This is a genomic window from Faecalicatena contorta (assembly GCF_022835095.1).
GTDB classification, from domain to species: domain Bacteria; phylum Bacillota; class Clostridia; order Lachnospirales; family Lachnospiraceae; genus Faecalicatena; species Faecalicatena contorta.
Genome location: NZ_BQNQ01000001.1, coordinates 3,772,977 through 3,785,941, shown reverse-complemented (window position 1 = coordinate 3,785,941; position 12,965 = coordinate 3,772,977). Strand labels below are relative to the sequence as shown.

At 44.1% G+C, this 12,965-nt stretch carries 11 protein-coding genes; 9 read left to right on the top strand and 2 right to left on the bottom strand.

Annotation, left to right across the window (positions count from 1 at the left end; genetic code table 11):
- Position 1: 1 nt before the first annotated feature.
- Entirely contained in the window at positions 2 to 1,807 is a 1,806-nt protein-coding gene (locus MWG26_RS16990) for a cache domain-containing sensor histidine kinase (RefSeq protein WP_025656526.1), read from the top strand.
- Entirely contained in the window at positions 1,788 to 2,786 is a 999-nt protein-coding gene (locus MWG26_RS16985; protein ID WP_025656527.1) for a substrate-binding domain-containing protein, read from the top strand. Before MWG26_RS16990 ends, MWG26_RS16985 begins: the two co-directional genes overlap by 20 nt.
- Positions 2,787 to 3,045: 259 nt before the next feature.
- Here MWG26_RS16985 and MWG26_RS16980 read toward each other — a convergent pair whose 3' ends face one another.
- On the bottom strand, positions 3,046 to 3,567 hold the full coding sequence (locus tag MWG26_RS16980) for a hypothetical protein (protein ID WP_025656528.1): 522 nt from the start codon (positions 3,565 to 3,567) through the stop codon (positions 3,046 to 3,048).
- 215 nt (positions 3,568 to 3,782) lie between these two features.
- On the opposite strand from MWG26_RS16980, the gene MWG26_RS16975 reads away from it, so the two are divergent.
- From MWG26_RS16975 to MWG26_RS16955, 5 genes are all read left to right on the top strand, one after another.
- A complete protein-coding gene (locus MWG26_RS16975; protein WP_025656529.1) occupies positions 3,783 to 4,757 on the top strand; it encodes an ABC transporter permease in 975 nt (324 codons plus the stop codon).
- 53 nt (positions 4,758 to 4,810) lie between these two features.
- A complete protein-coding gene (locus tag MWG26_RS16970) occupies positions 4,811 to 6,307 on the top strand; it encodes a sugar ABC transporter ATP-binding protein (RefSeq protein WP_025656530.1) in 1,497 nt (498 codons plus the stop codon).
- A gap of 13 nt (positions 6,308 to 6,320) precedes the next feature.
- Entirely contained in the window at positions 6,321 to 7,325 is a 1,005-nt protein-coding gene (locus MWG26_RS16965; RefSeq protein ID WP_025656531.1) for an ABC transporter permease, read from the top strand.
- 163 nt (positions 7,326 to 7,488) lie between these two features.
- Positions 7,489 to 8,634: a substrate-binding domain-containing protein gene (locus MWG26_RS16960; RefSeq protein WP_025656532.1), complete on the top strand. Its 1,146-nt coding sequence runs from the start codon at positions 7,489 to 7,491 to the stop codon at positions 8,632 to 8,634.
- Positions 8,635 to 8,773: 139 nt separating this feature from the next.
- Entirely contained in the window at positions 8,774 to 9,214 is a 441-nt protein-coding gene (locus MWG26_RS16955) for a hypothetical protein (protein WP_025656533.1), read from the top strand.
- 148 nt (positions 9,215 to 9,362) lie between these two features.
- Here the strand turns inward: MWG26_RS16955 and MWG26_RS16950 are convergent, their stop codons facing one another.
- The gene (locus MWG26_RS16950; RefSeq protein WP_025656534.1) at positions 9,363 to 10,232 is read right to left on the bottom strand and encodes an AraC family transcriptional regulator; all 870 of its coding nucleotides are present in this window, start codon (positions 10,230 to 10,232) and stop codon (positions 9,363 to 9,365) included.
- 227 nt (positions 10,233 to 10,459) lie between these two features.
- On the opposite strand from MWG26_RS16950, the gene MWG26_RS16945 reads away from it, so the two are divergent.
- Both MWG26_RS16945 and MWG26_RS16940 read left to right on the top strand, forming a co-directional pair.
- Positions 10,460 to 11,452: a sugar ABC transporter substrate-binding protein gene (locus MWG26_RS16945; protein WP_117440862.1), complete on the top strand. Its 993-nt coding sequence runs from the start codon at positions 10,460 to 10,462 to the stop codon at positions 11,450 to 11,452.
- An 18-nt stretch (positions 11,453 to 11,470) separates the two neighbouring features.
- Positions 11,471 to 12,964, top strand: a complete 1,494-nt coding sequence (locus MWG26_RS16940) for a sugar ABC transporter ATP-binding protein (protein WP_025656537.1) — start codon at positions 11,471 to 11,473, stop codon at positions 12,962 to 12,964.
- Position 12,965 lies beyond the last annotated feature (1 nt).

Here is a 12,965-nt window from a genome sequence, read left to right as displayed (position 1 = left end):
AATGAAGAAAGAACAAGAATTCAGGACGATATTCGGCAGATTCAAGAGCATCCAAAGCACGATTATGGTTTCATTTTCCGTGTTAATGGTGATTGCGGTGCTGATTTTCCTTTTCATTGCATTAAACTTTACAAAGAATACGATCTATGAAAATTCAATCAATTATACCTCCCAGATTATCAAACAGGTGAATTATGATATCGATTCTTACATGGATTACATGCTGAATATATCATCGATCATTGCGGCAAACAGTGATGTTTCCTACTATCTGTATAATACGCAGCAGCCGGAAGAGGAATTGCAGGAAGAAAAGGAACGTATTATAAGCCAGTTTAAAACCATTCGCAACAGCCGGAATGATATTTACAATATCGCGGTGGTAGCCGACAATGGGCGCAGTATTTTAAATGAGGGAGAGGATCAGTTTACCGAATATATTGACGTCCGGGAGCAGAGCTGGTACCAGGCGGCATTGTCGACGAAGAATCTGATCGCAATTTCTTCTTCCCATGTGCAGAATGCCATTCAGAGCAGTTATAAATGGGTGATTACTCTGAGCAGACCGCTCGTAAACTACAAGACAGGTGAAAACGGCGGGGTGTTTTTTATAGACCTTAATTATAATGCCATCAGCTCACTGTGCAGTAACAATAATATCGGAGGCAGCGGCTACATCTTTATCCTGGATGAGAATGGAAATATTATTTACCATCCCCAGCAGCAGTTGATGTACGGCGGTCTGAAGACGGAAAATATCGATGAGATCATGTCCAGTACAAAAGACCATTTTCAGTCGGAAGAGGGCGATAAGCTTTATACAATATCCAAATCTGATATGACAGGATGGACCGTTGTAGGGGCAGCCTACACTTCGGAGCTGTTAAAAAATAACAAGCAGGCGCAGATGATGTACCTTCTGGTGGCGGGAGTGCTTCTGCTGGGGGTTATTGCGATATCCAGCATTATATCCAGAGAGATTACTAAGCCGATCCGCCAGCTCAGAGATTCCATGAGCATGGTGGAAGAAGGGCGGTTCGATAAGGCAAATGTACCGGTCACCGCATCAAATGAGGTGGGAAGCCTGAGCAAATCCTTTAATGTGATGACAGAACGCATCCATACGCTGATGGAACAGAATGTGTACGAGCAGAAACAGAAACGGAAAAACGAACTGAAGGCGCTGCAGGCGCAGATCAACCCGCACTTTCTTTATAATACGCTGGATTCTATCATCTGGATGTCTGAAGCGGGAAGAAATGACGAGGTGGTACTGATGACTTCAGCGCTGGCCCGTCTTTTCAGACAGAGTATCAGTAATGACAAGGAGCAGGTTACGGTTGCCGAGGAGATTGAGTATGTGCGCAGCTATCTGACCATTCAGAAGATGCGCTACAAAGATAAGCTGGAATATTCCATTGATGTTTCTCCCGAGATCAATCATGTCATGATTATTAAGTTTGCCCTGCAGCCGATTGTAGAGAACGCGATCTACCATGGGCTGAAGTATAAAGACACAAAGGGAAATCTGAGCATACGGGGATATGTGCGGGGAAAGAAGGCCTATATCACGATTGCGGATGACGGAGTAGGGATGGAGGAAGCTGCCCTGGAGCATATTTTTGATGAAACAAAAAAAGAACATAAATCAAACGGTGTGGGAGTCCCCAATGTTCAGAAGAGGCTGAAGCTCTACTATGGACAGGAATACGGGATTTCTTATATCAGCAGGAAGGGGGTTGGAACAGTGGCAACCGTAACGGTGCCGCTGGAAGAGCAGGAAGATGATGAAGAAACTCACAGGTAAAACGCTTGTAACAGGAATGTTTTTATGTTGTATCCTCACTGCACTTTTTCTGATTATTTTCAACCTGCTGAGTATGCAGAGCCAGGATCAGAAAGTATATAAGATGATCTTAATTCCCAAAACCATCGATGAGAAGAATGGCTTCTGGACATCTCTGATCGCCGGAGCGGAGCTGGGGGCCGAAGAGTTTAAGGCGGACATAGAAATCGTAGGGGGAAAGTCAGAGACCGATGTAGAGGGGCAGATCAAGTGTATCCAAGAGGGGATTGAAAAACAACCGGACGCAATACTTGTCTCTCCCTGCAGCTATTCCGAGATGTCGGAGGCTCTTCAGAAGGTTGTGGATCATGGGATTAAACTGGTGCTGATTGATTCTGTGATAGACAGGGATATTGCACAGGGAATTGTTGCCACGGATAATTATCTGGCAGGCCGGGAACTGGGAGAGTTTACCCGGGGAATGGTGACAGACCAATCACAGATTGGGATAGTGGCCCATGTAAAGGGCTCATCGACCGCTATAGAGCGGGAAAACGGCATGAGAGAAGGCCTGGGTGAATATGAAAATCAGATTATGGACGTCGTGTTTTGCGGTTCTTCCTATGACAGAGCGTATAAGCTGACTGTGGATATGCTGGAAAAGTATCCGAAGATGGAGGTTATAATGGGCACGAATGAATACTCGGCAGTAGGGGCAGCGAGAGCGGTAAAAGATTTGGGACTTAAAGGAAAAGTTAAAGTAGTCGGCTTCGATAACTCTATTGAGGAGATTCAGCTGCTGGAGGAAGGCGTATTCCAGGGGATTATTATACAAAAGCCGTTTAATATGGGGTATTTGGGCGTTGAACAGGCGGTCCATATCCTGGATGGTAAAAAGTACGAGAAAAATGTGGATTCGGGCTGTAAGATGATTACTAAAGAAAATATGTATGAGGAAGAAAACCAGCGCCTGCTCTATCCATTTACCGGCCAGCAGTGAAATCTGCGGCCTGTATAAAGTATCTTGCAGTGGATCAATAATGGATACCCGGGGACGTTTTGCGGCACATGCCCTGAGGTCAGGTCTTCAGTGAAGCCGAAAAATAATGATATAAAAATAAAGAAGAAAAGGTTAAAAATTTACGGTCGGTATTTTACAGACTGTAATTTTTTAACCTTTTTCAGTAAAATTTTCAATTTAATAAAAAGTTCATAAATACTATACTATGAATAAATCTTGATTGTAAATGTTTGTTGACTCAGTTTTCTGTTTCTTTGGTGGATACTTCCGGATTGAGATAAGAATACTGAAGAGCCTGCTGGGTGTCGGTAGTAACAACCATTAAAAGGATATTACCGTTTTCAAGATACCAGACATCGCCGTAGTTGGTGGGATTCTCCGAGTCATAACCGCTTTCGCCGTAGGTATCTTCCACATCCTGATGGATTTTATTATAGGTGTCCTTCAGTGTTTCTTCATCGTCTGTACCGAAGGCCCAGGCAACACACATTAGTTTGTCGTTGTCGTCGAACATGTATTTTACGGTTCCGTCCTGATCAAGATAGTTCTTGGCGAACTCATAAGTGGTTCCGTTATATATGGATTCATAGGTTGTATAGTCATCGCCTTCCTCGGCGATCACATCTTCAACAGAGTTCTCCCAGGTCATCTCCGTAAATGGAGATTTGACAGCCTGCGGCTGTTTCTTACATCCTGTAAGAGCGGTTATGGCAAGAACGATAATCAGTGATACAGAAAAAAATGTACGTAAGTGTTTCATGTGAACCTCCTTTTTGTTGCTCATCCTGAGCGGCAAGATAAACGTATTATAATCATGTTTTTCCGGAATTGCAAGTGTAGCTTTCACGAAATGATATATAAGACGGGGAGAAGCGGGAATATGCAGATACGTACGAGACAGCATTTGAAACAGGATGAGAGAATTGATGCAGCATCTCTGAAAGCAGCAAGATTAAAGAAGTAGGAGGAAGAAAAGTGGAAAAGATTAAACAAAATCCTTTTGTAAAAAAGGTGGGGTTTAACAGGGTTGTGTTATGCTTTGTTTTGATTCTTCTGTACGGATTCTTCTGCGCGATGACGCAGGGAGATTTTGCAGGAATCAGCCGTATTCTGAGTGCCCTTAACTATGCATATTTTCTTGGATTTTTATCATTGGGGGTTACTTTTGTAATTGCAACAGGGGGAATTGATTTCTCCATCGGGCCGGTTATGTTCTGCTGTGCGCTCGTTTCCGGATTCAGCCTCATTACATATGGAGTCCCGATGCCGTTAGTTATGGTGATCAGTATTCTGGTCGGCCTTCTCTTCGGTATCTTCAACGGTTACTTGGTAGCATACTGGTCCGTACCGTCATTCATTACATCCATGGCGAGTATGAATATCGCAAAAGGCCTCGCATCTGTATTTACAAAGACACAGTCTGTAAGCTGGCCGCAGTCTTCCGCAGAGGGCGGATGGTACAGATATCTGGTTAAGATGGGGGACATCCCGACAGGCCTGATTATCTTCCTTATAGTGGCAATTATCTGTGCGATTATTCTGAATAAGACTAAAATGGGACGTTATATCTTATCACTGGGAAGCAATAAAGAAGCAGTAAGGCTTTCCGGCGTTAACGTTAAGAAATGGGAAATGACAGCATACGTAATCTGTGGAATTTTGGTTGGAATCGGAGCACTCTTCTATGTATCTGCTTACACAACAGTTCAGCCGGGATATGGCGATCAGTACAACAACGAAGCAATTGCAGGATGCGTAATGGGAGGAACTTCCATGGCAGGCGGGCTTGCTTCTATCAGCGGAACAGTAATCGGTGTGTTCATCATCGCTCTGCTGCAGGAAGGTATTCTGGCTCTTGGCTTTTCAAAAGATTATCAGCTTATTATTACAGGTATTATTGTTATTGTCGCAGTATTCAGTGATGTTGTCGCAAGACGCAGAAAGAACTAATAATGATACATGGAAATCTGAGAATGAAGAAATAGAAAGGCAAGGGTAAAAGAATGGGCGAAGTTATATTAACGATGAAAGATATTGATAAATCTTTCCCAGGTGTTCATGCGCTGGATCACGTAGACCTGGAAGTCAGAAAAGGTGAAGTCCTTGCGCTGATGGGAGAGAACGGTGCCGGTAAGTCTACACTGATGAAGGTGTTGACAGGTATCTACAAAAAAGATTCCGGTACAATTACATATGAAGGAAAAGAAGTAGAATTTTCAAGTACAAAAGAGGCACAGGATGCAGGGATTGTTATTGTGCATCAGGAATTGAATATGCTGGGCCATCTGACGGTTGCACAGAACATCTTCATCGGGAGGGAGTTCAAAAAGGGCATCCGCATCGATGACAAGAGGATGAATGATGAGGCCAGAAAGCTTTTCCAAAGACTGAATATAGATATTGATCCAAGAGAGACCATGAGCAGGCTGACCGTAGGAAAGCAGCAGATGTGTGAGATTGCAAAGGCAATTTCCCATGATGCGAAGGTGATCGTATTCGATGAGCCATCCGCAGCGCTGACAGAGACTGAGATTCAGGAACTGTTCAAGATTATCCGTGACCTGAGAGAAAAGAACATGGGTATTGTGTATATCTCTCATCGTATGGATGAGATCAAAGTGATCACGGACAGAGTTACCGTCATGAGAGATGGTGCCTATGTAGGAACTCTGATCACAAAGGACAGTACAAAAGACGATATCATCAACATGATGGTCGGCCGTGTTATTTACGAAGATCCAAAGACCCAGAGCATGGTGCCGAAGGATGCACCGGTAGTGCTGAAGGTAGAAAATCTGAATGCCGGAAAGATGGTACAGGATGTGAGCTTCGAACTCCATAAGGGAGAAATCCTTGGATTCTCAGGGCTTATGGGAGCCGGACGTACAGAGACGGCGCGTGCGCTGTTCGGTGCGGACCCGATCGACAGCGGCAACATCTATATTAACGGCAAGAAAGTAACAATCAACACTCCGCAGGATGCGGTTAAAAATGGTATCGGTTATCTGTCAGAGGACAGAAAGAGATACGGAATCGTAGTACAGAAGACTGTTGCCGAGAATACGACAATGGCGACACTGGAAAACTACATGAGCGGTATCTTTATAGATAAGAAGAAAGAGAAAGAGGTTGCGGAAAAGTACGTAGAGTCACTGGCAACCAAGACACCGGATGTAGATCAGCTTGTAGTGAACCTGTCAGGTGGTAATCAGCAGAAAGTCGTTATTGCAAAATGGCTGACAAGAAACTGTGATATCCTGATATTTGATGAGCCTACCAGAGGGATCGACGTTGGTGCCAAGAATGAGATTTATAAGCTGATGAATAAGCTGGCAGCAGATGGAAAAGCCATTATAATGATTTCTTCTGAGATGACGGAAATATTACGAATGAGTGACAGAATCGTCGTAATGTGTGAAGGCAGGAAGACAGGTGAGCTGGATATTTCCGAGGCAACTCAGGAAAACATCATGAATCTGGCTACACGAGAGATAGAGTAGGGAGGATAATAAAATGGCTAATAATACAACAAAAACGGCTGGCAGAAACAGGTCGGTAATTGACAGATTGGGAGGGCAGAAATTCATCGTTCTTCTGGTTGTAATTGCTTTATTCATCTTCTTCTGCGCACTCAGCCCGAATTTTAGAAAGTATACCACTTTTCTTAGTATACTGGATTATTCATATTATATCACTTTGATGGCAATAGGGGTTGCGTTCCCGCTGATGACGGCAGGTGTTGACCTTTCCATTGGTACCGGGCTTATCTGTTACTCACTGGTTGGCGGATACCTGATTACATTCCAGGGCTGGCCGACTTGGGCAGGAATCCTTGCAAGTATCGTATTCGGTATGGCAATCGGCGTTCTGAACGGATGCCTCGTAGCATTAATGGATTTACCGCCGTTTCTGGCGACGCTCTGTACCTGTATGATTACAAGGGGACTTGGTTCCATTATCGTTGGAAGAGTCGGAATCTCCTGGCCGGCAGCAGCTGCTGAGGGAGGATGGTTCAGAAGCATCTTCAAGATACAGGTGAACGATATGAACATTCCGATTGGTTTCCTGTGGATTATCATCATCGTAATCATCATGACTTTTGTCCTGAATCATACAAAGATCGGACGCTATACACTGGCAATCGGAAGCAACAAAGAAGCAACCAGATTATCAGGGGTTAATGTTAAATTCTATCATATACTTACCTATGTGATTTCCGGATTCTTCGCAGGACTTGCAGCGATTTCCTATTCCGCTATTTTTGCAACGGTTCAGCCGGGAACAGGCGCCGGATTTGAGCTGGAGGCTATCGGCGGAGCGATCATCGGCGGAGTATCCATGTCTGGCGGTGCAGGAAGCATCACAGGAACGCTGGCTGGTGTATTTGTTATCTGTCTCTTGAAGACAGGTCTTCCGTTCATCGGGCTGACAGCAAACTGGCAGCAGATTATTACAGGTCTTGTTCTGATTGCGGCTGTACTTGTAGATATGCTCAAGAGGAAAAAAGACCAGGCATAACCGAAGGAGCGGAAGTAACAGAAATAAAAAGTTTCAGTAATCAAATTTTCAGTAGTAAACCTATTAGTGATAGATAGCAGCCAGTGCCGGTTCCGGTTGGGGACTGGAGACGGCAGAGGGGCTGTTACTATAAAAAACCATTTTATGTCAGGAGGACAAAAATATGAAAAAGAAAGTTTTAGCAGTATTACTTAGTGGATGCATGGTAGCAGGACTGCTTGCAGGCTGCGGCGGAAAGAAAGAGGAAGCAAGCGACAAAGCAGCTGGCACCGACACAAAGACTGAGGATACAAGCGAAGGTTCCGACAAAGGCGGCGGAGATTACAGCTTCGAAGTTATCGTTAAGAGCTTCCAGTCATCATACTGGCAGGCAGCCGTACAGGGAATCAAACAGGCAGAAGAAGAACTGGGTGTTAAGACGAATACAACAGGACCAAACGCGGAGTCTGATATCGCTGACCAGGTAAACATGCTGACCAGTGCAATCAATAAAAACCCAGATGGTATCGCTCTTGCAGCTTGTGACCAGAATTCAGTTCTGGACGCTCTGCAGACAGCACTTGATAAAAAGATCCCGGTAGTTTGCTTCGATTCAGGTGTGCCGGATGCTCCGGAAGGATCTGTATACGCTACAGTTGTAACAAACAACGGCGCAGCAGGAGCTATTGCAGCTGATAAGATTTATGAAGCAGTAAAAGACAAAATTGCAAATGCTAAAAAACCAGTCAGAGTCGGAGAAGTTAATCAGGATGCAACATCTGCCAACATCACAGAGCGTGGTCTTGGATTCATCAACAGATTCAAAGAACTGGCTGAAAAAGACGGAAAGAAAGTTGCAGTTGTAGGAAATGACTACTTTGTAGGTAAAGTAGAAAACAATGGCGATGAGAAATCAGCAGATGTTATCATTGAAGTTGCAGTACCGGCTCAGACAACAGTTGAACTGTGTGCTACAGAGGCTTCTAACATCATGAACAAAGACGACACAATCGCTATGTTCGGTTCAAACCAGGTATCTGCAGAGGGTGTTCTGACAGCAAACCAGAACCTGAGCGTATTAGGAAGCGATCCTGAGAAAAACATTATCGCAGCTGGATTCGATGCTGGTTCTACGATCAAAGCGGCTGTTAAAGACGGAACATTACTTGGCGCTGTTACACAGTCTCCTCTGATGCAGGGTAAATTATCAATCGAAACACTGTACAAGATCTGCGAAGGCGAAACAGTTGAAGATATCGAGACAGATGGTTACTGGTATGATTCCACAAACATGGAAGAAGCAGACATCGCTCCAAACCTGTATGACTAATTCATAAAGATATAGTTGAATAAACTATAGTGATTCAGGAGGAACCGGGAGTGTCCCGGTTCCTTTTTTCTAAAACGCATCCCGCATAAGGAAAGGTAAGTAGATTGAGATCAGAAAGAAAAAGCGCAGGAGGAAATATATGCTTCAGGGTATAGAAACTGTCTTTGATAATAAGGAAAAGATGCTGGGACATCTGAAAAAGAAGTCCTATGAAAAGAATACGGCTGAATTTCTTGAAAGGAACGGCCATTATTTTCAGGAAATGGCAGAGTATGTCGCTCGGGCTGAGGACAAAGAAGCTGCCGCCAGGGAAATTGGGGAATGCCTGGTGAAGGCAGTGAATGATCACTTTTCTAATAAGAAGGGAAAGATTGACTCCCGTACGCAGGTAGATTTGAATTTCTTTATGATCTACTATGTTTTTCCGTCAGTTCTGGGGCTGGAAGGGGATGACTCAAACCTGATTGCAGAGGGGATCTGCCAGGTATGGGGAAAGAGTTTTAAAGAGAGTAAAATTAAGTATACGGATTATGACTCATTATATCAGTCATTCCGGGAAAAGATTTTTGGTATTTTCTAAATATCTATTGGCTTATGGCATTGAGAAGCCTGGTATGCGGCAGAGAAGGTTACTGCGGATCGTAATATATGGAAGAAAGACAGAGTTTGGAACGCGCGTGGATGCAGCGTTCCTTTTCTCTTTGCAGGAAGTTTTAACTGGATGGCGTTTACATACACTGCCTGTAAGCCAGCGGATTCATCTGTACCTGTTTTTTAAAGCAGCGTATAAAGGTACTGGCAGACTGAAAGCCGACCTGTTCCGCAATATCTGCAATTTTCAAATCTGTATTGATCAGCAGGTCCTTTGCCTTATTAATCCGATATGTAAGGAGCGTCTCATGAATGGTCGTCCCGGTATTCGTCTTGTAAAGCCTGGAAAGGTAATTTACATTCAGATGAACATGTTCTGCGATATCATCTAGTGATATCGCACTCTGATAATTCTTAAAAATAAATTGATCCACAGCCTTAAGGGTTTCTTTCGTGGAATCATCAATCCTCTTTTCCGATGCATTACAATTTAACAAGATGTCAGTTAAAAGATCGGTTATAATCTTGTTTTGGATAAAACTGGAGCGTATGCCGGCGATAAAAGAAATATTGATGTTATGCTCTATACAGGTGCGGATATTATCCGTACTTTTAAAATGCAGTACGCGGAATTCAGGTGCGGATATCATCGTATAGTAGGTTTCCGCCGCTTTTCCAGCAAACCTTAGATAATAAAGCTCCCATGTATCATCCTTTGTCCGGTAGGAATGTGGGATATCACAGTCGATCAGCACCACAGAATTGGCATCCAGGGTATAAGTTTTATTATAAATATCTAAAAGACCGCACCCCCTGATTGTATAGATAATCAGATAACCTTCTAACACACGGTTTACAGTGTAATAGTTCTGATTACAGAAAAAATGTCCGGAGCAGTAAGAGAAAAAAGGCATGCTGTCCGTTTTTTCAGAAAAATAAAAAATGGTGCTGTAGGAATCCTCACTGATGTCCAGGTTATATTCTCTGTTTGCTTCTTTTACATTCATGGTACATCCTCCTGTTCTCTTTTTTTGAGTCTAGCACGTTTATGTGCAGAATGCCATAAAAAGCAGAAAAAAAGCTAATCGAACTATGCAATAGGTCAAAAAATGAGTCCTTAAAGTCAAAATATAGCAATGATTTACATGAAGAAGTGTGATAATATCTTGCCATGAAAACGAAAACACACAATCGATTGTAAACGGTTTTCAAAAAAATTACAGGAGGAAATTTTATGAAAAACAGAAAAAAGTGGATTTCAGTCATTTGCAGTATCGTGATGGTGGCCGGGTTGGCTGCTTGTGGGGCAAAAGATCCGGGAACAGAAGATAAGGGAAAAGAGACCGATGGGGAAAAAGAAAAGTTTAAGGTGGCATTTGCCAGTCTGTGCGAGGACAATGACTTTGGAATCTCATCAAAAGAGAGCTTTGTAAAAGAAGCGGAGGCAATGGGGTGGGAGCTTGTAATTCTGAATAACAATTATGACGGAGCTACGGCAATTCAGAATATGGATACGGTACTGACCCAGGAGTGCGATGGTTTTGTCAATTTCCAGGTTGACGCAGGGGTTGCACAGACAATCGCCGATATGGCGACAGAGGCAGAACTTCCAATGATTACCGTGGACTGCCCGCATCCCGGTATCCCGTTTTTCGGAGCGAACAATAAGGAAGCAGGGCTGATCGTCGGAAATGCACTGGGCGAAAAAGCGGTGGATACATGGGAAGGCAAGACCGATCTGATTGTACTATGCGGCGCTCCGGGTTCCGGGGAAGTGGTAGATCTTAGGATGCAGGGAATTGCCACGGGAATCAAGGAAACATTAAAAAACGAAGATATTGAAGTTCTTGAACTGGATGGAAAGAGCGAGATTGAGACATCCCAGAAGGTTATAGCGGATGTGCTGACAGCCAATCCGGATAAGAAACATATCCTGATTGGATGCCTGAATGACCAGAGTGCACTTGGCGCATATAATGCAGTCGAAGCGGCGGGACGGGAATCTGATGTATACATAGGAAGCCATGGGTGTGACGCTCCGGCGATTGAAAACCTGAAAAACAAAGAAGAGAACTGCTGGATTGGAAGTGTTGCATATTTCCCGGAACGTTACGGCGAATATCTTGTACCTCTGATGGATGATCTGCTTCATGGCAAAGAGATTCCAGAAGAGAGTTTTCCGGACCATGTATTTATCGATAAATCCAACATTGACGAGTATTATTAAGCCCGGGGAGGTGGGAATATGGATAAGGAGCAGACCTTATTAGAGATGAAAGGCATTACAAAGGTATTCCCCGGCGTGAAAGCATTGGATAACGTGGATCTGGAAGTAAAAAAAGGTGAGGTACTGGCCCTGCTCGGTGAAAACGGAGCAGGGAAGTCCACCCTCCTGAAGATATTGTCCGGCGCCTACCAAAAAGACGAAGGAGAGATCTACATTGAGGGGCGGAAGTGCACCATAGACAACCCTTCGGATGCGTACAACCTGGGAATCCGGATTATTTATCAGGAATTAAACTATATTCCGGACCTTTCCGTGGCAGAGAACATTTTCCAGGGAAATCTTTATTATAATAAGTTCCATTTAGTGGATTGGAAGAAAACAAATGCAGAGGCCGGGAAACTACTGGAAAAAGTGGGGCTGCATATCGATGTGACCCGCCCCATCGGGGAGCTGTCGGTTATGGAAAAGCAGTTGATCGAAGTGGCAAAGGCACTCAGTACGGAAATGAAAATTCTGATCATGGACGAACCTACTTCTTCTCTGAATGAAAAGGAAGTAACCAGTCTTGTGAAGCTGGTCAGGGAGATTGCGGCAAAAGGGATCGGCGTAATCTTTATATCCCACAGACTGGAAGAACTGTATCTGGTGGCGGACAGGATCACCATTATGAGAGACGGCCAGTACATAGGCACAGAGGATATGAAAAGTGTTTCAAGAGAGCAGCTGATCCGGATGATGGTGGGCCGGGAAATGAAGGATATGTTTGTAAAGGAAGCGGCCAAACCGGGAGAAATTGTCTTTGAGGCGAAGGGAATTACAACAAAAGCAGTCACAGATATTACCCTGCAGGTGAAATCAGGAGAAATCCTTGGAATCTATGGACTGATGGGCGCGGGAAGAGAAGAGATGGCGGAAAAATTTTTCGGCCTGCACCATATTACATCAGGGAGCCTGTTTATGAAAGGAAACCAAATTAAAGTGGATCATCCCAGAGAAGCAATTGCGCATGGAATCGCCTATGTGCCGGCAGAAAGAAAGAGCGGCTCTCTGATTCTGATACAGACGGTTCGTGAGAATACGACAATGGCATCACTGGACAAGATTACGAAAAATGGAATCATCAGCCGGTCAGAAGAAAGCCGGATTACAAAGAAATGGATTGAAAAGTTTGGGATCAAGACGCCTACAGGGGAGACCGTCATAGAAAACTTAAGCGGAGGCAACCAGCAGAAGGTGGTCATGGGGCGGTGGATGGAAATTAACCCCCGGCTTCTGATTCTGAATGACCCCACACGGGGCGTAGATGTGGGAGCCAAATCCGAGATTTATAAAATCATTGACGAGCTGTGCAGGGCAGGAACCGCAATCATTATGATCTCTTCGGACATGTCGGAATTACTGTCCATGTCAGACCGGGTGGCGGCTATGTCGGAAGGAAGAATCTGCGGGGAGCTGTCCAGGCAGGAAGTAACACAGGAAAAATTAATGGAATTAGTAGTAGGAGGGAAATAGG